Raw genomic sequence first — 23,283 nt, 5'->3', positions numbered from 1 at the left:
ATTATGAAATTAGCGGTAAGTTTATGGATTATTGGCGTGGTATATGCTGTATTTTATATCGTACCACCAGCTGAAGGACTCGGTTATTTAGTACGGGTTGCTTTTTTTCATATACCAGTTGCTTGGGTATCGGTACTCGCTTTTTTGCTATCAGCTTTTTGGTCCATGCAATATTTACGGACACAAGAAATACGGTATGACTGGAAAAGTTCAGTAGCGGCCACGTTAGGTTTACTATTTTGTTTATTGGCAACGGTGAGCGGTGCGATTTTTGCTAAACTGACTTGGGGTGCCTATTGGAATTGGGACCCTCGGCAAACTACTATTTTTATTTTACTCTTAATTTATGGTGCTTATTTAGTACTGAGGGCATCCATTCAAGATGAGGAGCAAAGGGCTAGAATCTCTGCTGTTTATGCTTTATTATCTTCATTGACAGTACCATTTTTAGTCTTTATCATTCCACGGTTTTATTTTTCATTGCATCCAGAACCAGTATTTAATAAGGCTGGTAAATTAGAGATGGATGCAATCATGTTGTATATACTTTTAGCGGCTGTAGGGGCATGCACGGCACTATTTTGGCAATTATTTCAGCATATTGTACATAATAAACAAAAGTCAGTTTAAGGATTGGCGCGAGGGGGATTATGATGAAAAGAAGACATGGGATTGGTATTGCCATCATTGCCATATTCATTATTTTTAGTGCATTTAGTTTTAGCAGTTCTCTAACCCCGTATGTTACTTTTAGCCAAGCGAAAGCCATGAATGGAAGTGTGCAAGTGCGTGGAGTGTTAGCCACTGAACAAGTGACGATGACAGATGATGGAAAGGCTGTAAAATTTAAACTCAGAGATGAGAAAGGCCAAGAAGCAACAATTATATATAAAGGTACTAAGCCAGAGGGGATCGAACAGGCAACGAGCATTGTGGCAATTGGCAAATATCAAAATGATCAATTTATAGCTGAAAAATTATTAGTAAAATGTCCTTCCAAATATCAGTCTGTACAAGGGAGCGTGAAATCATGATTGGTTATGGAGCCGTATTTTTATCTTTGATAATGACATGTATAGCAGCATTTTTCTATTTTAATTTACATTTAGCCAAAAGGACACGACCTTCAGGGAAAGGGAGTAGGAGGCCTTTCGGTCTGATTTTCTATCGTTTATCAGTAGCATTTGCTGGGATTGCTGCTGCTTATTTACTTTATCTCATTTTAGATAATCGATTTGATTATGCCTATGTTTTTAGTTATTCGTCTCGTGCACTATCATTGGAATATAAAATATCAGCATTTTGGGCAGGCCAGCAAGGTTCATTCATGTTGTGGTTAGTTTTTCATGTCATATTTGGTGTATTTTTAGCTCAAAAAAAAGATACCCCGCCTGGTGTCATGGCTGTTTATAGTGTACTGCAGATCATGCTACTCATTACGTTATTAACAAAGAGCCCATTTATGCTGATATCACAGCCGCAGCTTGATGGAGTAGGGCTCAATCCCTTATTACAAGATTTTTGGATGGTCATTCATCCGCCAATTATATTTTTGGGTTATGCAGGTCTTGCAGTGCCTTTTGCCTATGCTCTTGAAGGGTTATTTTCAAACCAACACAAAAATTGGACAGCAGTCGTTCTTCCATGGGCTCTGTTTTCCTGGTGTGCTTTGGGGGCAGGTGTGTTTATCGGTGGTTTTTGGGCTTATAAAGTACTTGGCTGGGGGGGATATTGGGCTTGGGATCCCGTAGAAAATTCCTCTTTAGTACCGTGGCTTGTTGCTGGAGCTTTGGTACATACTTTGTTTTGGGCACGGTTAAAAGCGGCAGCAGTGAAAGCAGCTTATTTGGCAAGTATTTTCAGTTTTGTAACTGTATTATATGGAACTTTTTTGACTCGTAGTGGAGTGTTAAGTGATTTTTCAACACATTCCTTTGCTGATGAAGGTGTGGGAGGATTACTTGCAAGTTTTGTACTGATTGCATTAGCAGCAGGTTTGGTGATGCTTATTATACGTTGGCCTGATTTGCCAGAGGGGGACTTGTATCCGAATATTGAGAGTCGTGAATTTCTTTTAGGTTGTGGAGTCTTAGTATTGAGCCTGATGGCAGTCGTCGTTTTTATTGGTATGTCGACACCTCTCATTACAATGTTAATCGGTAATCCGTCAAATGTGAGTGGAAGTTTTTATAATCGCACATCATTACCGCTGGCGGCAGCATTGGTCATATTACTGACAGTTTCTCCGATATTTGGAGATGGAAAAAACAATGGATCTGGGCTAAAACAATATTGGTGGTTGGCAGTGAGTGGTTTGCTATCATTAGGCATTCCCTTTAAGCTCGGACTCTATCATCCTATCATTCTGATTGCGATTGTTTTTTCCGTTACAGCAGTGATCGTGAATATAATGACGGTTTTTAATCGTGGAAATTTATCATGGCCAGCAGCCATGACTCATGGTGGACTAGCACTGATGGTGATTGGTATTGTAATATCATCGGCTGCCAGCCAATCAATGATCGTAACATTAGAAAAACAAGAATCCAAACAAGCTTTTGGCACCAATTTTACATACATCGGCGTTGAAGAGATGAGTGATGGCAGCGGTTTTTATCAAAATTTTGAGATGAGTGGCTCAGAGGTAGAGAAGACGCTGATACGTCCCTTTACTAAATATAATAAAGATGGTAATCCATCAGCAAGAGAACCTGGTATTGAGCGAAGGTTGCTGGCAGATTTGTATGTAGCACCTGTCATGCAGCATGAAGATCATGACCATAGTGGACAAGAAATCATATTGCAAGCAGGAGAAGAACAAAAGCAAAAGGACGTCACTTTTAAGTTGATTCGCGCTGGGATGGTTGGCAAAGGGATGGGGCAAGAAATGCGAGTACAGGCATTGCTAGAGGTTACGAAAGATGGAAAGACAGAAGAAGTTAAACCAGAGCTTGCATATAAAAATGGTGGGTTTACTGGTGTTGCTGTAAAAGCCTTCAATCAATATGAAATCGCGATAAATAGTGTTAATCCTACTGAAGGTAAGGTGAGCCTTGACGTTATTGACAGGGCTGCTACTCGTAATGCAGAGCAAGTCCAGGTTGAAATAAGTCACAAACCCTTCATCAATTTAGTGTGGCTCGGAGCAAGTTTGATCACTGTAGGTTGTGGTTGGGCGGCAATAAACCGCTTTAGAGTTTATTCAAAAATGACTGTTGGCAGCAACTAAATGGAGTCAATGTCCTGCTTGCGGGACTGAATAATTGACTTGTAAGATCAGCGAAGTGCCAGTTCGGTTATAAGAGAAAAGGGAGGGGGGGATTTTTTTGGATACTGGTCAATTTTTAAATCGCAATGGATTAAAGATTGCCCTGGTAGTCTTAGTTGTGGTAATGATCGGAATGATGGCTGCAGGCGCGGGTTATGCTTATTCAGATAGCCCAGAGTTTTGTGGAAGTTGTCATTCAATGGAACAGGCCCATAGTACATGGCAGGCATCAAATCACAAACAGCTTAAGTGTACTGAGTGTCATTTACCACAACAAAATATGGCTATCAAATTGATTACCAAAGGTACGACCGGTATGAATGACACCTATCACGAAGTGCTTAGAGATTATCCAGTAGCAATGAAGTTATCGAGTAAAGGCAAGACGATTGTGGAAGACAATTGTTTGCGCTGTCATCAATCGACCGTAGAAAACACTGGTATGGCAGCCGGTAATGAAGATTGTACTAAATGTCATCGTGGTCTGGTCCATGGCATTAACAAGAGCAAAGGGGGAATAAAAGTTGAGTAAGATGCAGAAAACTTTAATTGCCTTATTAAGCGTAGCAGTACTATTTTTGGGCTTTGTTGTTGTGCGTGTTGGAGCGAAACCCGCAAGTAGCGTTAAGGTAGTACCGATTGCTCAGGGCGAATATGATCCTGCAGTATGGGGAAAAGCTTATCCGCTTCAGTATGAAAGTTATAAAAAAATGTTTGATATGTCTCCTTCCCCAACTGGGTATGGCGGCAGCCTTAAGGTTCAAAAATCTGATATGCAGCCAGAAATGATTGCAAATTTTGCAGGGATGCCTTTTAGCAAAGATTATGCTGAGGACCGAGGTCATGTTTATGCTGTAGAAGATTTGCGAGATAGTAAACGGATTGGACCAGCTAGTAAAGGAGCCTGTATTACGTGTAAAACTCCATATGTTGAACAATTTTATAAAGAATCCGGTTGGGGATATGCCAATAAACCCTTATCAGAATTAATGGAAAGGACGAAACATCCTGTTACTTGTGCTCAGTGTCATGACTCGGAAACTATGGCGTTACGTGTTATTAATCCTGCGTTCATCGAGGGACAAGCTCGCCGAGGGATCGATGTAACGAAAGCCACTCGTGAGGAAATGCGTACCTATGTATGTGCTCAATGTCATTCGGAGTACTATTTTGAACCAGGTACGACTCGGGTTGTTTTCCCTTGGGACAAAGGTTTTAAACCAGAAGAAATGTATTCTTATTATGCTGAAAAACCAAATGGTTTTATTCAAGATTGGAAGCATGCAGATTCTGGAGCGCCCATGTTGAAAGCTCAGCATCCTGATTATGAGACCTTTTCTAATGGCACTCACGCCAAAGCTGGAGTAACATGTGCTGATTGTCATATGCCTTATATGCGCAAAGATGGAAAGAAATATTCATCTCACTATGTTACTAGCCCTTTAAAAACTCTTGATGCTTCTTGCTCATCATGCCATAGTCAAGGAACAGAGTGGCTCAGTGAAAGAGTAAAAACAATTCAAGATCAAACATTCCAGCTGCAACACACTGCAGGGCAGAATGTTGCGAAAGCTCATGCTGCTATAAAGAAAGCGAGTGAAAATCCCAATGTTGATCAGGCTGAGCTAGCCAACTCGCGGGAACTAGTACGCAAAGCTCAGTGGATGTGGGATATTATTGCAGCTGAAAACAGTATGGGGTTCCACAATCCAGATCAAATTATGACAACCCTTGGTAAGGCTAATGAACTAGCTCATCAGGCTATTGAATCAGCTAATCGAGCAGCAGGAATCGGACTGCTATAAATCAAGAGACGGGATATCGCCTAGTTGGTGATATCCCGTTAGTCACATATTCTGCCTAAGTCGCATATAATACTATGGAGAATCATAGGAGGTGTGGTAGAGTGTTTAATGACGAGGAAAGAAAACATATCATGGATTATGAAGGGAAAGAAATGATGGAGTATAATGGTAAAAATCAGATCAATGTCCATGTACATGTTTACAATACTGAAACAGATATTTCTGATGAACATCAACATGTATTGCTGGGAGTGAGTGGTCCTGCCAATATGGTAGGAAGATCTCATATTCATGGGATTCGAACCCGGACATCCTTTACGGAAGATCATTGGCATTGGGTAGATATTATGACAGATCGGGCAATCACGATGCCTGACGGTACTCATACTCACTATTTTGCTGGTCGCACGAGCATGGATGATGGGCATTGTCATAACTTTTCTAACGTAACCAATCTGGGGCCTGATCGATTTTTTGAAGAAGAGGATGAAGAATGTATACCTCCTTCTCAAAAACCTTGTAAATGTAAATATAAGCGCCCTGATGATGATGATGAGTATAATTAAGACTAAAGCCATGATGAAGTAGATTAAATCTTGGCGAATATAGGCTATAAGAGATAAAACCTCTCTAATTGGGAGGTTTTATCTCTTATAACTTAAAAGCGGTAACATTTTTCAAGTCGTAGTTTTTTGACTTTCTGCATATAGTTTACTATTACTTAGATCAACTTAAAGAAAGGGAAAAATAATATGGTCTTTCTTTATGCTTTTATGGGAGTGCTTTGTTTGGGGATTGCGCCTTTATTTGGAAAAACTGCTTTGGATAGTGTGAATCCAACAACTGCTTTTGCAATCAGGACAGTCATTGCTGCAGTGTTAGTTCTAACATGGTTGATTGGGACGAATACATATCATGAATTAACGCATTTATCAAAATCATTTTGGTTATTCATAACAGCAGAGGCAGTTCTAGCTGCTGTATTAGGTGATTTGGCGTATTTTTATGCCCTTCAAAAAGGGAATATTAATGAAGTTGCTTTGATTATGTCTTGTACACCTTTAATTACGGTATTGCTAAGTTATTTATTATTTGATGAAGGTATTTCTCTATCCCTATTAGTAGGTGCTATTTTGATTACAGCTGGCCTAGTTATAATTAACTATAATTCTTGATTTATTGTTAATTATTGTACCGATTTTTATTATTAATAAAGGCAATACTAACAGTAGGAGGTGATATTATGTTTTTGAAACGAAAACGTAATTTGATGATGGACATGGATATGGACATGAATATGCATATGAAGTCAATGGTCAAAGTCGCCGTTGCAGGTGTCGTTATTTATCAAGCGACTAAATTTGTTATTAACCAATTCATGGATGACTAAACTCTATTAAAAGTCGATTTTGAAAAAAAAATCAGGTATAATCCACCCTATTTTGATCATAATAAATGCAGAACCTTTACTAAATTTAGCGGGAGGTTATTGTATGAATAAACAAAAAAGCAACAGTTCTCAACAAGCAATGAACAAATCTCAAAGTGGTGCAACCAGTTCGACAATGAGTGCATCTACACAAAATCAAACAATGAGTGCAAAACAACAAGCAAGTAAATCTCAATATGGAACGTTGACTGCCAAAGATGACGCGAATAACGAGTATAAGTAAATAAATGATTAAAATATGCCGTGGATTGATTCCACGGCATATTTTAAATTAGGATTAATCTTCCGGAGCGTTTAATTGATTTTGTGCTGTTACACCCAAACGACTATTCAATTGGCTAATGTGTCGATCCATGTCTTGTGTCATTTGTGTAAACATTTGTTTAGCACTTTGATCATCAGTAGATTGGCTAAATGTAGAATAGGTTCCCTTAGCAGATTCGGCAGCAGCTACGGCTTTTTGTAAATCTTTTTGTACAGTCATGATACATCTCTCCTTCTTTTTTATTAATAAAGGTACCTTTACAGTATTCTACGAAATGGTCATTTATATAAGTCAATTATAAAAAAATCTATAGCCTTCGAGTAAAATCGCATCAGATCCTTTTACGAAAAATTAACAAGACATCATTGTTAATCCATGGTACTATAATAATAGATAAAAAACATAATAAGTAATACAGTCAAAATAAAAGTAGTAAAGGAGTGTTTATTGTGTGTAATGAAACAGAAGTTGAAATTGATGAAGAAATTCAGGTGCTATTTACCGAAGATGTTGAAATTTTAGAAGACCGCTTGAATGATATTATTATTGCTATGGGGTTGCCAGAAGAACAAACGAATGCAGTTCTCAGACTGATTAGCGACTCACTGGTAGAACATCATTTTAACATTCTTGATACTTATGAAGATGTTCTTGAAGAACAAGATGAAGAATGCGAAGAAGTTACGGAATAAAATAGATGAGTGAGGGGATTTTACCCTGACATGAATGCCCTACAGTGGGAAGACTGTAGGGCATCGCTTGCTTTTGTGCGAGATATATCTTCATTTTGATGAGTGGCATTGATCATAATTTCTTCAATTCAAATAGATAAAAGAAAAATATATGGAATTTTTACAGATAATGATATAATTAATGGAAATGCTGTCGAAAATGTATAGGCAGATTCATAAAAAATGATGTGATAGAGGGAACTATGGAGAAACAATTAACACGTTCTATTGTAAAAAAACACTTATGGATGGGCATTTTTTTTGGGATGCTTTTTCCTGTCATTGCCATTCTTTTTGAATTATATAGGTTGGAAATAGCCTATACGATAGAGAATATTAAAAGCATTCATTTAAATAATAAATTATTATTTATGATCGATACGGTTCCTATCTTTATGGGAATATTGTTTTATCGCAATGGTGTGAGTCGATGGCATATTGAAGTCGTTAATCAGCAATTTGAAAACCTAGTTGTGACTGATGAAATATCAGGAATTAATAATCGACGATATGGCAAGCGCAAACTAAGTGAAATGATCGTATCGGCAAAGAATCATGGTGGACGGATCGGCGTTATCTTTATTGATTTAGATCGATTTAAAACTTTTAATGATAATATGGGGCATTGGTTTGGCGATAAGTTACTTCAAGTTGTAGCGAATCGTTTGAAAGGAGAGCTGCAGACAGGTGAATTCATAGCACGTTTGGGTAGCGATGAATTTATGATTTTAATTGAAAACCCTTCAACGATGGAAGATCTGCATACTGTAGCTGGGCGGTATGTTGAACTTTTTAAACAATCTTTTTTAGTAATTGATAAACATTACACCATTCATGCGAGTATGGGGATTTCTGTATTTCCAAATAATGGAGATGATATGGAAACCTTATTTAGAAATGCTGATATTGCTTTATACATTAATAAACGCAGTAAAAATAATCAATATGAAATATTCCATGATAGCATGTTAGCAAATGTGAACCGTACATTTATCATGGAAAAAGAACTCTGGGGTGCATTAGAACGCGGTGAATTTTCTCTTGTATATCAACCTCTAGTTGATGCATATAGTGGTAAAATTAGTGGAGCTGAAGCCTTGCTGCGATGGAATAATCCCTTACTAGGGGTGGTATCGCCAATTGATTTTATCCCAGTAGCAGAGAGTACAAATCTTATTGTGAAGATTGGAAAATGGGTACTGAAAGAAGCATGTAGCCAAAATAAGCGATGGCAGGAACAAGGGATGACTCCTATTGAAATTTCAGTCAATGTATCAGCAAAGCAATTACGTTACCCTGATTTTATTGATGCTGTAAAAAATATCATTGAGGAAATTGGTATGAATTCTCACCACCTAAAGCTTGAAATTACTGAAAGTGTATCCATGGAAAATATTGATGAGGTGCGGAAAATTTTTCGTGAATTAAAACAGATGAATATAAAGTTGTCGATTGATGATTTTGGTACTGGCTATTCATCATTGGCAGAATTAAAAGCACTCGCTGTTGATGAAATCAAGATTGATAAATCTTTTATTGATGATATTCATATTAGTGGTAATATCAATGATATGGTTATGATTGAATCAATTGTTGCGATGGCAAAAAGTTTTAAACTGAAAGTAGTTGCTGAAGGAGTAGAAAGCGGTGATCAATTTTCGATTCTGCAAGATGCGCAGTGTGATTACGTACAAGGCTATTTCTTTAGTAAACCTGTAAAAGCCGAGGATTTTGTACAAGTTTTTGAAAAACTTGGAGGAGAGCTAATCTTAAAATAGCAAATTTCTCAATCAAAGGGTCATTCGCCAAGAATGAGATAATAAGATCCTCCATGTATATTTTGAAAAAAAGATATATACATGGAGGATTTTGCTATTATATGTAGAAAATTAACTGAGTATTGAGAAAAAACAAAAAAAGGGGGAGTAAGTGTGTTTAAAAAACTGAGTGTATTTATAGTGGCAATGGTTTTACTTATGTCTACGGCCTTAGCAAATGGTACAGAGGTTGGTGTAAATGCAGACACGGCAAAGCAAATGTTGATCGATGGTAATCAACGATTTGTAACTGAAAAACATGCAGATATCAATATTGGACAAATGCGCCGAGAGGAGCTTACGAAAGGACAGCATCCTTTTGCAATTGTCGTAAGTTGTTCTGATTCCCGCGTCCCTCCAGAATTGGTTTTTGATGAAGGTTTGGGAGACTTATTTGTGATTCGAACAGCTGGAGAAGTTGTTGATGATGTAGCACTTGGTAGTATTGAATATGCCGTTGAGCATTTGGGTGTTAAACTCGTTGTTGTACTTGGACATGAAGAATGTGGCGCTGTAAAAGCGACGATTGCTGGGGGGGAAGTTCCAGGTCATATCGTAGCCATTGCAAAGGCAATTACTCCAGCAGTTAATCAAGCAAAAATGAAAAAAGGCGATCTTCTCTCTAACTCAGTAAAGGCTAATGTTGATATGATTGTTGCTAAATTGAATGCATCAGAACCAATCATTAAAGAAAAAATTGAAAAAGATCATGTTAAGGTTGTAGGAGCTGTCTATGAATTACAAACAGGTAAAGTCGTTTTTCGTTAGGATAGGCAGAAAAATATAAAATGAATAACTTTAGTTAAGCGTTGCTTAGGCAGTTGAGGAATTATTTTTTTCAACTGCCTTGAAATATTCTAAGAGCCGTTTTTTAGCAGGAATATATTTACTTAATCTAGAAGGTATTAAAAGGTTTTACACAAATAAGGAGGCTACATTATGAGTAAAAAAATTTTGGTGCTAACTGGTGATTGTGCAGAAGACTATGAAGTAAAAGTCCCCCAACAAGCATTGATGATGCTTGGTTATGAAGTTCATATCGCGGCTCCTAATAAGAAGATGGGCGATACATTACAACTTGTGGTCCATGATTTTGTAAACTTAGATACTTATATTGAACTAACGGGTCACCGTATTCCTGTTGATATAGCTGCATCAGACGTCAATCCAGATGATTATGTAGGTCTACTGATTCCAGGTGGACGGGCTCCAGAATATATTAGAATGTATGATGAAAGCATTAAAATCGTTCAAGATTTTTTTAAAGCAGATAAACCAGTAGCCGCTGTATGTCACGGTACACAATTATTGGCAGCAGCTGATGTACTAGCTGGCCTTAGCGTAACATCCTACCCAGCGTGTTCGGCTGAATGCCGTATTGCTGGCGCAAATTGGAAAAATGAACCTGTCGTCACCTGCGGTAATTTGGTCACGGCGCAAGCATGGCCTAATCATCCCGAATGGCTTAGATCTTTTGTAGAATTACTAGGAGCAAAGATTGATATTTAAATTTCAGAGACTCATCAAGTTGTATTTTGTCGCTTGATGAGTTTTTATTTATAAATTTTATTTAATATATAGAGAGTTGTGTAGTCGTTATGCTTTTTTACTGGTATAATTATACTGATAAATGATATACGATATGGGGTGAAAATGTGGGATGTAAAATTTTGGTTGTTGATGATGTGTCTGTTAACAGAGCCGTCATGAGAGTAGCCTTAGAATCCATAGAAGATGTTGAATTTGTTGATGCGGTAAATGGTGTCGAAGCTTTGAAATTTCTTGATGAGCAGGAATTTAGTTTAGTTATTCTTGATTTAATGATGCCTTTAAAAGACGGCTTTGAAGTCTTAAAAGAGATGAAAAGTACGCCCGCTCAACGTGATATTCCTGTGATCGTGTATTCGGCAAATGAAGATGTTGAAAGTGTTACTGAGGCCTTGAAACTTGGCGCATATGATTATTTTACGAAACCATTAAAACCTCGTGAAATGAAGGTTATTTTACCTATGAAGGCCAAAAATGCTCTTAAAAGTTATGAGCAGCAAAAAATCATTCAAAATTTCAATTTAAAAATACAAGTGGATTTGTTGATGGCTAATATTTTTCAACAGTCTTTATTAAGTGAAAGACGAAAAATGTCCAATGCTGTAATGTATGGTAAGTATATTCCTAGCCAAGATATTGGTGGATCTTTTTATGAGTGTCTGCAAGTTGATGATACCGTATGGTTTATCATGGCAGATGTATCAGGAGATGGGGTATCGGCTGCTATGCTTTCATCCATGATTAAAATGGAATTCGAACATTGTGTTAAAATTTTACATTCCCCAGATAAAGTACTTCGAGTCATGAATCATACATTTTGTAAAATTACCCAAAGTGACTATACACTGACAGCCTTTGTTGGTATGATTCGCGATAATGTACTCTGGTACTCTAACGCAGGACAAGCTTATCCCTTAATTTTTAACCAAGAGCAACAGCGGATGCAAGTTTTGCGCGAAAGTAGCTCGACGTTAGGAGTCATGGCAGATGAGAATTATAATTCCCATCAAGTCAATGTGGGGGCAGGTGATATTGTTGTCACATATACTCAAGGGTTGATCGAAGATAGAGTTATGATTGATAGTTTAGGAGTGTATGATGATTTAGGAAATTGCTTTTTAAATCAAAAGCATCTTATTGATGAAAATGTCACTGCATTTTTTACGAATATGTTTCGGCTATTTGGTAATGGAGGCCATCAAGTAGTGAATAGTGATATGGCAATGATGTTAGTTTGTATAAAATAAGTGAAATTTTTTATCCTGCCGGGGGGTGGGATTTTTCTTTGTAGTGAATTTATAGAATGAAAACAAATAAATTTTCAAAAAATAAGGTTGAGGTGTTATAATGCATATTGTATTGGTTGAACCTGAAATTCCTGGAAATACTGGAAATATCGCGCGATTATGTGCAGCGACAAATAGTGAACTTCATTTAGTGAAACCTCTTGGTTTTTCAATTGAAGATAAATATTTGAAACGTGCAGGTCTTGATTATTGGAATTTGGTGAAAGTTCATATTCATGAAAGTTTTGCTGAAGTATTAGAGTTATATAAAGGTCATAATTTTTACTACAATACAACAAAAGCTGATCAGAGCTATACAGATATTCAGTATAATTCTGATGACTTGCTAGTATTTGGTAAAGAAACGGCAGGTCTACCTGAAGAATTATTAGCTGCGAATCAAGGGTATTGTATTCGCATTCCCATGGTGGATGATGCTCGATCCCTAAATTTATCCAATGCGGCCGCAATTGTGCTCTATGAGGCTTTGCGGCAAGAAAAATTTTTAAATCTAAAATAAGCGGCACTTAAATATAATAGAGATGGTGATGAACAATGTACGCACAATTTGGGCCAGCGGGTAATCCTGATGCTTTTTATGAGGCTGGGAATAAAGCTTCTGTACAAATGCCAGCATGGCTCGGTGGTATGAAGCTAACGGCATATGAATACCAATGTAGCCGTGGTGTAAATATCAAAGAAGAAACGGCCCGGGATATTGGTCGTCAGGCAGCAATATATGGGGTTAAATTAAGTATTCATGCTCCTTACTATATTAGTTTAGGAACGGAAGATGAAAAAATTATCGCCAATACGCAAAATCATTTTTTGAAATCTTTAGAGGTCGCTCGCTGGATGGGAGCGGATCGCATTGTTTTTCATATGGGTGGCCCAGGCAAACAGGAACGTGGTGCTGCAATGGAAATTGTGAAGCGCTCGTTTAGTCAAATTTTAGAACAAGTAGAAAAATGTGGTCTAACAGGTATTTATTTATGCCCAGAAACCATGGGAAAGCAAAACCAATTAGGCTCATTAGCAGAGGTATTAGAGCTATGTAAAATGTCTAATTGGGTTAGACCTGCAGTGGATTTTGGACATTTACATGCTGTGACAGGTGGGCAATATGTGACCAAAAGCGAGATGGAAGAAGTTTTTGATATCATTGGTGAAAAATTGGGCGCGGATGTAGCGAAGAATTTGCATATCCATTTTAGCCGTATTGAATTTACCAAAGGCGGAGAAAAACGCCATTGGACTTTTGCTGATGAATTTGGGCCACCTCATGAGCCGCTCGTAGAACTTTGTGCTTTACGTGGATTTACACCTAGAGTGATCTGTGAATCTGCGGGAACTCAAGCTATTGATGCGAAAGTGATGCAAGATTTATATTTTTCATTAATAAAATAATGATATTCATGTACTATTTATACAATAATATGTTATTATATGACATATTATTGTATAATGAATGAATTGTGTGTATTTGGTAGATTATAAAAACAGGAGGGGTATTATGAATATTTATGATAAAACCCATGACTTAGTTGGTGCGATTAAGGAATCACCCGAATATAGTGAATTTATGGTCACGAAGAAGGTTCTTGACAAAGATGAGCAAGCTAAGAAAATGGTTAAAGAATTTATCGCTAAACAAATGGAACTTGAATATGAAATGATGGGCAATAAACCAGAGGATAAGGCGAAAACCGAGCAGATACAAAAGCTGTATCAACTTATTGCCGCTAATAGTACAGCATCTCAATTTATGCATTCTTATATGAAATTTCAACGTATGGTAGCTGATATCTATAAAATTTTAGGTGATTCTGTAGCTGAAGGAATGGATTTCTTTGACAAAAAATAGTAAACAGGCTGACGTGTTACTAAAGTTGCAGGGTGTGATTCCCGAAGGACGACTCTTAGTGAATGAACCACTTTCTAAGCACACTACCTTCAAAATTGGTGGTCCTGCAGATTATCTGATTCTCCCAGCAACTCTTGATGAAATATCTAGGGTAATGGTCATTGCACAAGAATATAAGGTACCTGTTACTATCCTTGGTAATGGTTCTAATATTTTGGTACTTGATAAAGGAATTAGGGGATTGGTCATAAAACTTGGTAGTGATATGTCTTATATTAGACATTCTGAGTCTACGATTTGTGCTGGAGCTGGAGCTATGCTTGCCGATGTTTCTAGTTATGCTGCAAAAAATGGACTTGGTGGTATGGAGTTTGCCATTGGGATTCCTGGTAGCATTGGTGGAGCAGTATACATGAATGCTGGTGCCTACTCTGGTGAGATGTGTCAGGTTGTAGTTGCTGTATCAGGGGTCTGTGCTGATGGAAGTGTCAGACGATTCGTTGAGTCTGAACTTTCTTTTGGATATCGGCATAGCATATTTCAAGATAATCAGTGTGTGATTTGTGAAGTAGAACTAAGTTTGCAAAAGCAAGAGCAACCAACAATTGAACAAAAAATGAATGACTATACATTAAAGCGTGAAACAAAACAACCTCTTGAAATGCCAAGTGCTGGTAGTACTTTTAAGCGCCCAGAAGGTCATTTCGCAGGGACTTTGATTGAGCAGGCAGGGCTAAAAGGCTTTGCCGTAGGTGGGGCTCAGGTTTCAATGAAACATGCTGGCTTTATTATTAATGCTGGCGGAGCCATGGCGCAAGATGTGTTAGAACTAATTAAAGAAGTGCAACATCGTGTTTACAAACATTCAGGAGTTATGTTACAACCTGAAGTTCGTATATACGGTGAAGAATAGTCAAAGACTTGGGGTAACCCCAAGTCTTTGACTATTTACCATAATAGGAGGTATGAGCAGGAGATTTAAGAAACATTGTCGAAATATACTGATAAGTAGAATAAGAGGAGAGTGGACGATATGAAATTAACATTCTTAGGTGCTGCAAAAATGGTAACAGGCTCGTCTTATTTATTAGAAGTCGGTAAGCAAAAAATATTGATTGATTGTGGCATGTTCCAAGGTTCAAAGACGATTACAGCTCATAATCATCGTGAATTTGCATATGATCCTACGGCTATTGATTGTGTTTTATTAACACATGCACATATTGATCATAGTGGATTATTACCTAAATTATGCAATGATGGGTTTAAAGGGAAAATCTATGCGACAAAAGTAACGAATGAATTATGTGGTATTATGTTGCCTGATAGTGCTCATATTCAAGAATTTGATGCGGAAATTGCTAATCGTAAAGGAGAACGGGCAGGGCGCAAACATGTAGAGCCTCTCTATACAATTGCTGATGCTTATGCTTGCTTAACTCATTTTTACCCTGTAGACTATGATGCAATGGTAAGCTTAGCTCCTAGTGTAAAAGTGTGTTTCCGGGATGCAGGACATATTCTTGGTTCTGCTATGCTAGAAATATGGGTTACTGAAGAGGGAAAAACGACTAAATTATTATTTTCTGGTGATCTAGGACAACCTAATCAACCGATCGTGAAAGATCCTACTGTAATTGATGAAGCCGATTATATCATTGTAGAATCCACATATGGAAATCGTCTACATGAAGAATATGATAAAGAAGAGAAATTAGCGAGTATTATCAATGCTAGCGTCGCACGGGGTGGTAATATTGTTATTCCTTCTTTCGCAGTGGGGCGTACCCAAACCATGTTATATTATTTGCATAATCTTTTAAAAGCAGGAAAAATTCCCGATATGCCAGTGATTATTGATAGTCCACTTGCCATATCAGCGACGGATATCTTTTTGCATAATACACAAGATTATGATAATGAAGCTAAGAATATGTTGGAGATTGACTCTGAGAATCCACTCCTTATGCCGCAATTACGTTTTACGAAAACAGCTGAAGAATCGAGAGCTTTGAATGATTTAAAAGAGCCAGCGATTATTATTTCTGCCAGTGGCATGTGTGATGCGGGACGTATTCTTCATCACTTGAAACATAATTTGTGGCGTCCTGAAGCCAGTATATTATTTATTGGTTATCAGGCTCAAGGGAGCTTAGGACGGCGGTTAGTTGAAGGTGCAAAACGAGTTAAAGTCTTAGGAGAAGAAATTAGCATTAAAGCCACGATTTACAAGTTAGATGGTTTTTCTGCCCATGCTGATCAACAACAATTATTAACATGGTTAGAAAATGTAAAAATAAAGGCCGCTAATATTTTCCTAGTCCATGGAGAATCAGAAGCTTCAGAAACTTTTTCTCAACTTATTAAAAATAAAATGGGAATTTCCACATATATCCCGGATTTTGGAGATAGTGCTATATTGACAGGAAGAGAATGGCGAATTGAAGAAAATCATTCTGAAAAACCTGCGATCAAACAATTACATGATTATTTAGATGCGTTGGAGAGAGATTATCTAGAATATCGTAAACAATTGAGTGACGCCGCTGGTGCTGATGATAGCAAGATTGAAGAGATTATGCGTAGTTTGGAAAAAGTACACAGTTATATGAATAAAACATTAAATGGACTTTAAAAATTAAAAAGCAAAGATTTTCACGAAATATGTAGAAAATTTTCATTTGCTAATTGACAGTGAGGTCACAGTATAATATAGTGGATTGTATGCCACAATAAAAGGGTGCAGTATTGACAGCATCCTTTCTTTGTTTATTTTTTAGGGGGGCTTTAATTTATGAAACGGACTGACTTACGTAACGTTGCGATTATTGCGCACGTTGACCATGGTAAAACGACTCTAGTAGATGCAATGCTTAGACAAAGCAATGTATTTCGTGCTAATGAAACTGTGGCTGAGCGGGTTATGGATTCCAATGACCTTGAACGTGAACGAGGTATTACGATCTTATCGAAAAATACTTCTGTTATGCATAATGATGTAAAGATTAACATTGTAGACACTCCAGGCCATGCGGATTTTGGCGGTGAAGTAGAACGAGTACTTAACATGGTTGACGGAGTACTTTTATTGGTTGATTCCTTTGAAGGTCCTATGCCGCAAACTAAATATGTTTTGAAAAAGGCTTTAGAGCAAAAACTAAAAGCCATTGTTGTGATTAATAAAATTGACCGTCCTGACCAACGAGTGGATGAAGTTGTTGATGAAGTATTAGAATTATTCATGGATCTTGATGCAACTGACGAGCAATTAAATTTCAAAGTCGTGTATGCTGCAGCAAGAGATGGGATTGCTAAACTTAGTATGGATGATGACAGTACTAATTTAGAGCCATTGTTTGAACTCTTAATTGATGAAATTCCAGCTCCACAAGGTGACATTGATGGACCACTACAGATCATGGTTACGACTCTTGATTATGATGATTATGTGGGACGTATTGCTATTGGTCGAGTGATTCGCGGTAAAGTGCGTAATGGCCAACAAGTATTAATCTTAAATGGCGAAACAGAAAGAAAAGGTAAAATTGCTCGTTTGTATACATATGAAGGGCTAAAACGAACTGAAACCCAAGAAGTGGGACTTGGTGATGTTGTAGCGATTACTGGTCTTACTGATGTCAATATTGGAGAGACTGTTTGTGATTTAGAAAATGCAGAAGCTCTGCCAACTATTGATATTGACGAACCTACTTTAATTATGATGTTTAGTGTAAATAATAGCCCATTTGCTGGTCGGGAAGGTAGCTTCATTACCACCAGACATTTACGTGATCGTTTGTTTAGAGAAGTTGAAACAAATGTAAGTTTGCGCGTAAATGAAACAGATAGTGCAGATACTTTTGAAGTATGCGGCCGTGGTGAGCTTCACTTATCCATTCTAATTGAAACAATGCGTCGTGAAGGTTTTGAATTCCAAGTAGGTAAACCTGCTGTTATTTATAAAACAATTAATGGCGAACGTTGCGAGCCAATGGAATCATTAACAATTGATGTGCCTCAAGAATTTATGGGACCTGTTATGGAGTCTTTAGGTACTCGTAAAGCTGATTTAGTAAATATGACTGAAACAGCTGGATATCTACGGATGGAGTTTGTTGTTCCAGCTCGTGGCTTGATTAGTTTCCGTTCAGAGTTTTTAACTGCTACCAAAGGTAATGGTATCATGCATCATGTATTTGAAGGTTATGCACCGTATAAAGGTGATATTCCTGGACGTACTCGTGGCGCGTTAGTTGCTTTTGAAGACGGTGAAACAACTGGCTATGGTATTTTCAATGTCCAAGATCGCGGCGTTATGTTTATCGTACCTGGACAACCTGTTTATGAAGGTAGCATTATCGGAGAAAATACTAGAGAAATGGATATGGACGTAAATCCATGTAAGAAAAAGAATGTTACCAATATGCGTACGAGTGCATCTGATGAAGCTTTGCGCTTGACAGCACCGCGTATATTGAGCTTAGAACAAGCTTTGGAGTATATCAATAAAGACGAGTTAGTAGAAGTTACTCCAAAGAGCATTCGTTTACGTAAGACGATTTTGGATCGTACGTTACGTGGTAGACTGCGTAAAAACTCATAATTTTAAGCTATGCTATAGCGTAAAAACGCCCTTTACGGGCGTTTTTGCATTTACTTTTACTGAGAACTTATATTTTTCATTTAAAATGTAAAAAAAAATAATGTAATGCAGGATATTTATCTGAAAGCGTCGAATGATTACCATAAAATGGTTGTTCGTATGGAGATATGTCAGGAGGCGAAAATAATGGCACTGAGTATGATTGATAAGCTGACAAATTATTTGATGCCAGTGGAAGGAGTAGGGCATCAAGAGAAACAAGTGGAGGAAGTTGATACCGCTCAAGGGAGTAAATTAGTAAGCTTATCTGTGCACTCGAATCAGTCGGCGAAACTAAAAGTTTTGATCGTTTCTGCAGCCAAATATGATGATGTACGTAAATATGCTGATCATCTAAAAGCCAATATAGCCGTCGTCATTAATCTTGTAGGCGTCGATGTGGATACGCAAAATGCAATTAAAGATTTTATGAATGGTGTTTGCTATATAGTGGCTGGTAATGTTCAGAGAATTGCTGATTGTGTATTTATGTATACTCCAGCTGATGTCGATATAGAGAAAGAGTTATATGCTTATTCTGTACCTGCCTATGTAAAACCTAAATTTGAATGAGACATGGATTTAGTGTGGACACGGAATAAATTATTAAACCAGTAATAGTTGCTTAAACTCAGTAATATTATCGTAACTAGAGATGACGTTTTCTGCGTCATCTTTTCTATATTTTAAATTATAAATATAGATTAAAATCAATAAACGAAATAATATTATAGAAGAAATTGTACAAGTGGCTGTCGATAACTCTATTTTTATATCAATAATAGAAAGAATTTGAAATGAAGGTTGAAGTTATAATTGATGGCATCTCTTCTAAATTCAATAGTAAGGCCAACATTTCACAGGGAGATTATAAACTATGTTTTCTTTTTAAAGCTGTAGCGTAATATTAGAGAGAATATAATTTGTATCACCTCTAATCGCTAAAATAGGCTGGCCCTTCTATAGTAAGGGTTCAGCCTATTTGCTTTGAGGGGTTCGCTTTAACTCACCTCCACGATTCAAATCTGAATTTTTTTGTAAAAAATAGTAGACAGCTATTTTATTCATCCCCTAGCCATACCTGTCGCAGTAAATGAACCGCGGGATAAATATCCTCAAGTGCGATACCACCATACCCTAGTAGAACAGTTCCCAAAGGAGCATCTTTTTGATTTAGCCACAAATTTCCTGCAGGATGGATTAGAACCCCTGTTTGAAGTGCACGCATTACAAGTTCCTGCTCTAGTAAATGTGACTTTACTTGAACCAAAAGATGCAACCCTGCATTTTCTCCCGAAATTGAAACCGCATCACCAAACTCATGTTTAAGAGCCTGAATAAGAATATCGCGCTTTTTCTTCATATGCCTGGTGACTTTTCTTAAATGACTTCCCCATTCGCCTTCTTTTAAGAATAACTCCAAAGGCTTTTGTATTAGAAAGGGTACAGAACAAGGGAAATGCTCTGTCGTTAAGAGAAATTGATCTACCAGTTTTTGAGGAAGAACCATATATGCAACCCGTATGGATGGTGAGAGTATCTTCGAAAAACTTCCGATATATACGACTTGGCTAGGAGCTAATGCTTGTAATGCCTGTATGGGTCTTACGTCATATCTAAGGTGGCAGCTATAGTCATCTTCGATAATGATAGCATCAGATTGATAAGCCCACTCCACAAGCTCAAGACGTCTGGTAATAGACATGATATTTCCTGTAGGAAATTGGTGTGAAGGGGTTACATATACTGCTTTTGCATCAGTCATACGTAATTGTTTTACTTGTAAGCCATGTTTTTTTACTGGTATTGGTATTACACGAAGCCCCATATTAGAAAAAATAGAACGTGCTGCCCAAAAACCTGGGTTTTCTATCGCAATCGTAGTCGTTGAGGGGCGGATCAACTGACCGATAAGAGTAAGACAGTATTGAGATCCAGGGCCAATAACAATCTGATTTGCAGTGCATTCTACCCCACGATATTCTCTCAAGAACTCTGAAATGGCTATTCTCAGTCCAAGCTCTCCTTGTACTGGTCCATAATTCATAATTTGCTCTTTATTATCACGCAAGCATTTATTGGTTAATTGCCTCCATCTCTTAAAGGGGAAAATAGCCGTCTCGAGCTTACCATATTGCAAGTTATATTTTGGAGCCTTTAATGGCGCGCTTAGAATAGCTTCTTCTTTTGCATTTGTTTCCATAAACACAGGTATATTAATATTGTCTAGCGCTTCTATATAATAACCGCTGCGTGATTTTCCCACAAGATAACCTTCTGACACAAGTTGCTGATAAGCCATATCCACCGTGGTTCTACTGATACATAACTCTTTTGACAGGTGGCGGCTTGACGATAGCTTTGTCCCTGATTTCAAATCCCCGCTAAGTATATGATTGCGGATTTGTTGGTAGAGTTGAGAGTATAACGGCTTTTCATTTTTGCCACTTAAAACAAACATAACAATGCTCCTATGTAAAATTTATAAAATATTTATTGTTTCATCGGGTATTTAATCATCGATTTAGCTACAATCATTTGTAATGTTAACAAAAAAGTATCCACTTCTTCTATTGTGTTATAAGTAGAAAAGCTAACGCGAATAGCGCTATTGGCTATAATTTCACTTATCCCAGTTGATAATAAAACACGGGAAGGTTTATTGTTTTTGGATGAACAAGCAGAACTTTTTGAAACATAGATATCTTCACTTTCTAGGGCAAGTAGTAATTCTTCTGACTTAAAGCCAGGAAGAGAGAAGTTAATAATATGGGGGGCTCCAACCTTGCTTTGTTTTTGAGGACCATTCAGTATGCAACCTGGTATTTCTATAAGGCCATCTAGTAAGTATTGTTTAAGATTAGATAGATAGCTATAATTGTCCTTCTGTTGTAGGTGCTGTTTATGCATTGCTTTGCTCATAGCGACGATACAAGGGACATTTTCTGTTCCTGCCCGATACCCATGCTCTTGTCCGCCACCATTTACTAATGGAGAGAATGAAGTGCCGCTGCGAATATAGAGCAGTCCTGCTCCACGCAAACCATGAAATTTATGTGCAGAGATGGAAAGAGAGTCGACTCCCCATTCTTTGGGACTGAGTGGTAGCTTTCCGAAGCTTTGCACTGCATCAACATGAAAATGAATAGTAGGATATGCAGACAACAAACGGCCAATATCTGCGATGGGTTGTATTGAACCTAATTCACTATTTACATGCATTACAGTAACAAGAATGGTATCTTTTCGTATTTCTCGTATTACATCCTCTACATGGACACAACCCTTGCCATCGGTTGGTAGATATGTAATGGAATATCCGATGTTCTCTAATTGCTTGCAGGTTTCATATACAGAGGCATGTTCTACACTTGTTGTAATAATATGCTTGCCATGCAAATCTTTCCCCGTAACAAGTCCTTTTATTATTGTATTATTACTTTCAGAACCACTGGATGTAAAGATAATCTCTTCCGGTTTAACTCCTAGACTATCAGCGCAGACACCTCTTGCCTGCTCTAATTTCAGAGCTGCTTTTCCACCTAAGCGGTGGAGCGAAGATGGATTGCCAAAACATCCTGTTACGATTTCATGATAGGTTGCTAAGATATCTTCATCTGGTAAGGTCGTGGCACTATTATCAAAATAGATCATAATGTGTTACTCACTTCATTTTTGTTGTTGAATTTTTTTATTATGGATACGACTGTATTCATAGCGGATACTACAAACCCAAATCCGTTCCAACCCATCATCCCGCTAGTTAAGATTTTTGCCTTATAGCCATTGTCTTCTAAAAACTCGCAGATATAACGAGCGCGAAATCCATGAGAGCATACAATAATATATTCTTTATCCTTAGAAAGGGTTGTCATTTTATGGGATAGCTCTTCGATTGTTATATGTACAGCACCAGGGATACTGCCTTTTTCTAATTCCTTATCGGCCCGTACATCAATAATTTGAAAAGACAGATCACCTGTTTCCATCTTCTTTTTTAATTCGTTAGCACTTATCGACTGGATCTTACTGTTTCGACGACTGCTTTGGCGGGAGTTTTGCCCATATATAGCTTCTTCTATGGCATAACCAATTATAAATGGGAAATTCATGCCATCCTTTGCGGCTGCCTCTGCTTCAGATTTCGTTCTAAATACGGAAAGTGCCCACCATTCATTAGATCTTTTCTGTTGTAGGTAGACGATGTAGCCGGTTTGAATACAGTCACCACAGATATGATTTCCTGTTTCCATTTCGTAAGTAGTCCCGTGTGTTTTCGAATGACATACGCTACAAATATCATGATTCTTATTTTCCATAACTGAGATCTCCTCTCCGAAATTAACGCTAGGTTTGGCATATTCTTATGTGCCTATGTTACACCAAAGGACTGCGCATTAAAAAGATCCAGTTTAAAGAAAAAGTATAAGGCCAGTTATAATTTTCAAGGCCACGCCTCGCCCTACCATGCAGAACTGGGATTTTTCCATCAGTGTTACTGACGTAAGACAGGGGTGTGATTCGAGTGTATCTTACAAGTGGAGGATCGAAGGCTTTTCTTGAAAACACTGCTTTCTCTTATCTGTACGGATAAATTAATGAATGTG

General features: G+C 37.6%; 25 protein-coding genes. 21 read left to right on the top strand and 4 right to left on the bottom strand.

Going from position 1 to position 23,283, the window contains the following annotated elements:
• Positions 1 to 3: 3 nt before the first annotated feature.
• The 9 genes from ACAN52_RS18355 to ACAN52_RS18315 all read left to right on the top strand — a co-directional run bounded on the left by ACAN52_RS18355 (position 4) and on the right by ACAN52_RS18315 (position 6,746).
• Positions 4 to 630, top strand: coding sequence for a cytochrome c biogenesis protein (locus ACAN52_RS18355; protein ID WP_378956420.1), 627 nt, complete (start codon positions 4 to 6; stop codon positions 628 to 630).
• 20 nt (positions 631 to 650) lie between these two features.
• The gene (locus ACAN52_RS18350; protein WP_378956419.1) at positions 651 to 1,034 is read left to right on the top strand and encodes a cytochrome c maturation protein CcmE; all 384 of its coding nucleotides are present in this window, start codon (positions 651 to 653) and stop codon (positions 1,032 to 1,034) included.
• Positions 1,031 to 3,229 (top strand): cytochrome c biogenesis protein CcsA, encoded by a 2,199-nt coding sequence (gene ccsA / locus ACAN52_RS18345; RefSeq protein ID WP_378956418.1) that lies wholly within the window; start codon positions 1,031 to 1,033, stop codon positions 3,227 to 3,229. The genes ACAN52_RS18350 and ccsA overlap by 4 nt, the downstream gene beginning before the upstream one ends.
• A 97-nt stretch (positions 3,230 to 3,326) precedes the next feature.
• On the top strand, positions 3,327 to 3,800 hold the full coding sequence (locus ACAN52_RS18340) for a cytochrome c3 family protein (RefSeq protein WP_378956417.1): 474 nt from the start codon (positions 3,327 to 3,329) through the stop codon (positions 3,798 to 3,800).
• Positions 3,793 to 5,073 (top strand): ammonia-forming cytochrome c nitrite reductase subunit c552, encoded by a 1,281-nt coding sequence (locus ACAN52_RS18335; RefSeq protein WP_378956416.1) that lies wholly within the window; start codon positions 3,793 to 3,795, stop codon positions 5,071 to 5,073. The genes ACAN52_RS18340 and ACAN52_RS18335 overlap by 8 nt, the downstream gene beginning before the upstream one ends.
• Before the next feature lie 101 nt (positions 5,074 to 5,174).
• Positions 5,175 to 5,639, top strand: a complete 465-nt coding sequence (locus ACAN52_RS18330; RefSeq protein WP_378956415.1) for a YmaF family protein — start codon at positions 5,175 to 5,177, stop codon at positions 5,637 to 5,639.
• A 186-nt stretch (positions 5,640 to 5,825) separates the two neighbouring features.
• Positions 5,826 to 6,248 (top strand): EamA family transporter, encoded by a 423-nt coding sequence (locus tag ACAN52_RS18325; RefSeq protein WP_378956414.1) that lies wholly within the window; start codon positions 5,826 to 5,828, stop codon positions 6,246 to 6,248.
• Positions 6,249 to 6,316: 68 nt separating this feature from the next.
• A complete protein-coding gene (locus ACAN52_RS18320; RefSeq protein WP_378956413.1) occupies positions 6,317 to 6,463 on the top strand; it encodes a hypothetical protein in 147 nt (48 codons plus the stop codon).
• Between the two features lie 103 nt (positions 6,464 to 6,566).
• Positions 6,567 to 6,746 (top strand): hypothetical protein, encoded by a 180-nt coding sequence (locus ACAN52_RS18315; RefSeq protein ID WP_378956412.1) that lies wholly within the window; start codon positions 6,567 to 6,569, stop codon positions 6,744 to 6,746.
• A 54-nt stretch (positions 6,747 to 6,800) separates the two neighbouring features.
• On the opposite strand, the gene ACAN52_RS18310 is transcribed toward ACAN52_RS18315, so the two are convergent.
• On the bottom strand, positions 6,801 to 7,007 hold the full coding sequence (locus ACAN52_RS18310; RefSeq protein ID WP_378956411.1) for a DUF1657 domain-containing protein: 207 nt from the start codon (positions 7,005 to 7,007) through the stop codon (positions 6,801 to 6,803).
• A 230-nt stretch (positions 7,008 to 7,237) separates the two neighbouring features.
• Here ACAN52_RS18310 and ACAN52_RS18305 point away from each other — a divergent pair, with 230 nt between their 5' ends.
• The 12 genes from ACAN52_RS18305 (at position 7,238) to ACAN52_RS18250 (ending at position 19,249) form a co-directional block, all read left to right on the top strand.
• A complete protein-coding gene (locus ACAN52_RS18305; RefSeq protein WP_378956410.1) occupies positions 7,238 to 7,480 on the top strand; it encodes a hypothetical protein in 243 nt (80 codons plus the stop codon).
• Positions 7,481 to 7,722: 242 nt separating this feature from the next.
• Entirely contained in the window at positions 7,723 to 9,297 is a 1,575-nt protein-coding gene (locus ACAN52_RS18300; RefSeq protein WP_378956409.1) for a putative bifunctional diguanylate cyclase/phosphodiesterase, read from the top strand.
• 153 nt (positions 9,298 to 9,450) lie between these two features.
• On the top strand, positions 9,451 to 10,104 hold the full coding sequence (locus ACAN52_RS18295) for a carbonic anhydrase (protein ID WP_378956408.1): 654 nt from the start codon (positions 9,451 to 9,453) through the stop codon (positions 10,102 to 10,104).
• Between the two features lie 171 nt (positions 10,105 to 10,275).
• Positions 10,276 to 10,845, top strand: coding sequence for a DJ-1/PfpI family protein (locus tag ACAN52_RS18290; protein WP_378956407.1), 570 nt, complete (start codon positions 10,276 to 10,278; stop codon positions 10,843 to 10,845).
• A 146-nt stretch (positions 10,846 to 10,991) separates the two neighbouring features.
• The gene (locus tag ACAN52_RS18285) at positions 10,992 to 12,131 is read left to right on the top strand and encodes a PP2C family protein-serine/threonine phosphatase (RefSeq protein WP_378956405.1); all 1,140 of its coding nucleotides are present in this window, start codon (positions 10,992 to 10,994) and stop codon (positions 12,129 to 12,131) included.
• 100 nt (positions 12,132 to 12,231) lie between these two features.
• Positions 12,232 to 12,690 (top strand): tRNA (uridine(34)/cytosine(34)/5-carboxymethylaminomethyluridine(34)-2'-O)-methyltransferase TrmL, encoded by a 459-nt coding sequence (gene trmL, locus ACAN52_RS18280; protein ID WP_378956404.1) that lies wholly within the window; start codon positions 12,232 to 12,234, stop codon positions 12,688 to 12,690.
• Positions 12,691 to 12,725: 35 nt separating this feature from the next.
• Complete coding sequence (locus tag ACAN52_RS18275; protein WP_378956403.1) at positions 12,726 to 13,577, top strand: TIM barrel protein; 852 nt, start codon at positions 12,726 to 12,728, stop codon at positions 13,575 to 13,577.
• Between the two features lie 106 nt (positions 13,578 to 13,683).
• On the top strand, positions 13,684 to 14,034 hold the full coding sequence (locus ACAN52_RS18270; protein WP_378956402.1) for a YlbF family regulator: 351 nt from the start codon (positions 13,684 to 13,686) through the stop codon (positions 14,032 to 14,034).
• Entirely contained in the window at positions 14,015 to 14,947 is a 933-nt protein-coding gene (gene murB / locus ACAN52_RS18265; RefSeq protein ID WP_378956458.1) for a UDP-N-acetylmuramate dehydrogenase, read from the top strand. Before ACAN52_RS18270 ends, murB begins: the two co-directional genes overlap by 20 nt.
• 120 nt (positions 14,948 to 15,067) lie before the next feature.
• Complete coding sequence (locus ACAN52_RS18260) at positions 15,068 to 16,669, top strand: MBL fold metallo-hydrolase RNA specificity domain-containing protein (protein WP_378956401.1); 1,602 nt, start codon at positions 15,068 to 15,070, stop codon at positions 16,667 to 16,669.
• 159 nt (positions 16,670 to 16,828) lie between these two features.
• Positions 16,829 to 18,637, top strand: coding sequence for a translational GTPase TypA (typA, locus tag ACAN52_RS18255; protein ID WP_378956400.1), 1,809 nt, complete (start codon positions 16,829 to 16,831; stop codon positions 18,635 to 18,637).
• 186 nt (positions 18,638 to 18,823) lie between these two features.
• Complete coding sequence (locus tag ACAN52_RS18250) at positions 18,824 to 19,249, top strand: cell division protein SepF (protein ID WP_378956399.1); 426 nt, start codon at positions 18,824 to 18,826, stop codon at positions 19,247 to 19,249.
• A 487-nt stretch (positions 19,250 to 19,736) separates the two neighbouring features.
• Here the strand turns inward: ACAN52_RS18250 and ACAN52_RS18245 are convergent, their stop codons facing one another.
• The 3 genes from ACAN52_RS18245 to ACAN52_RS18235 are packed head-to-tail and all read right to left on the bottom strand — an operon-like array spanning position 19,737 to position 22,995.
• The gene (locus ACAN52_RS18245) at positions 19,737 to 21,137 is read right to left on the bottom strand and encodes a PLP-dependent aminotransferase family protein (RefSeq protein ID WP_378956398.1); all 1,401 of its coding nucleotides are present in this window, start codon (positions 21,135 to 21,137) and stop codon (positions 19,737 to 19,739) included.
• A 32-nt stretch (positions 21,138 to 21,169) separates the two neighbouring features.
• The gene (locus tag ACAN52_RS18240; protein ID WP_378956397.1) at positions 21,170 to 22,330 is read right to left on the bottom strand and encodes a cysteine desulfurase family protein; all 1,161 of its coding nucleotides are present in this window, start codon (positions 22,328 to 22,330) and stop codon (positions 21,170 to 21,172) included.
• On the bottom strand, positions 22,327 to 22,995 hold the full coding sequence (locus ACAN52_RS18235) for a rhodanese-like domain-containing protein (protein ID WP_378956396.1): 669 nt from the start codon (positions 22,993 to 22,995) through the stop codon (positions 22,327 to 22,329). Before ACAN52_RS18235 ends, ACAN52_RS18240 begins: the two co-directional genes overlap by 4 nt.
• Between the last annotated feature and the right edge of the window lie 288 nt (positions 22,996 to 23,283).

Origin of the sequence: Pelosinus sp. sgz500959 (assembly GCF_042610375.1) — a bacterium.
Classification (GTDB): domain Bacteria; phylum Bacillota; class Negativicutes; order DSM-13327; family DSM-13327; genus CTSoil-075.
This window is presented reverse-complemented; position numbering and strand designations above follow the sequence as displayed.

What these genes read in the sequence shown, in the direction of transcription:
- ACAN52_RS18355 (WP_378956420.1), top strand. Translation starts at nt 4, where the DNA reads ATGAAATTAGCGGTAAGTTTATGGATTATTGGCGTGGTATATGCTGTA.
- ACAN52_RS18350 (WP_378956419.1), top strand. Translation starts at nt 651, where the DNA reads ATGATGAAAAGAAGACATGGGATTGGTATTGCCATCATTGCCATATTC.
- ccsA (WP_378956418.1), top strand. Translation starts at nt 1,031, where the DNA reads ATGATTGGTTATGGAGCCGTATTTTTATCTTTGATAATGACATGTATA.
- ACAN52_RS18325 (WP_378956414.1), top strand. Translation starts at nt 5,826, where the DNA reads ATGGTCTTTCTTTATGCTTTTATGGGAGTGCTTTGTTTGGGGATTGCG.
- ACAN52_RS18320 (WP_378956413.1), top strand. Translation starts at nt 6,317, where the DNA reads ATGTTTTTGAAACGAAAACGTAATTTGATGATGGACATGGATATGGAC.
- ACAN52_RS18315 (WP_378956412.1), top strand. Translation starts at nt 6,567, where the DNA reads ATGAATAAACAAAAAAGCAACAGTTCTCAACAAGCAATGAACAAATCT.
- ACAN52_RS18310 (WP_378956411.1), bottom strand. Translation starts at nt 7,007, where the DNA reads ATGACTGTACAAAAAGATTTACAAAAAGCCGTAGCTGCTGCCGAATCT.
- ACAN52_RS18300 (WP_378956409.1), top strand. Translation starts at nt 7,723, where the DNA reads ATGGAGAAACAATTAACACGTTCTATTGTAAAAAAACACTTATGGATG.
- ACAN52_RS18290 (WP_378956407.1), top strand. Translation starts at nt 10,276, where the DNA reads ATGAGTAAAAAAATTTTGGTGCTAACTGGTGATTGTGCAGAAGACTAT.
- trmL (WP_378956404.1), top strand. Translation starts at nt 12,232, where the DNA reads ATGCATATTGTATTGGTTGAACCTGAAATTCCTGGAAATACTGGAAAT.
- ACAN52_RS18275 (WP_378956403.1), top strand. Translation starts at nt 12,726, where the DNA reads ATGTACGCACAATTTGGGCCAGCGGGTAATCCTGATGCTTTTTATGAG.
- ACAN52_RS18270 (WP_378956402.1), top strand. Translation starts at nt 13,684, where the DNA reads ATGAATATTTATGATAAAACCCATGACTTAGTTGGTGCGATTAAGGAA.
- ACAN52_RS18260 (WP_378956401.1), top strand. Translation starts at nt 15,068, where the DNA reads ATGAAATTAACATTCTTAGGTGCTGCAAAAATGGTAACAGGCTCGTCT.
- typA (WP_378956400.1), top strand. Translation starts at nt 16,829, where the DNA reads ATGAAACGGACTGACTTACGTAACGTTGCGATTATTGCGCACGTTGAC.
- ACAN52_RS18250 (WP_378956399.1), top strand. Translation starts at nt 18,824, where the DNA reads ATGGCACTGAGTATGATTGATAAGCTGACAAATTATTTGATGCCAGTG.
- ACAN52_RS18245 (WP_378956398.1), bottom strand. Translation starts at nt 21,137, where the DNA reads ATGTTTGTTTTAAGTGGCAAAAATGAAAAGCCGTTATACTCTCAACTC.
- ACAN52_RS18240 (WP_378956397.1), bottom strand. Translation starts at nt 22,330, where the DNA reads ATGATCTATTTTGATAATAGTGCCACGACCTTACCAGATGAAGATATC.
- ACAN52_RS18235 (WP_378956396.1), bottom strand. Translation starts at nt 22,995, where the DNA reads ATGGAAAATAAGAATCATGATATTTGTAGCGTATGTCATTCGAAAACA.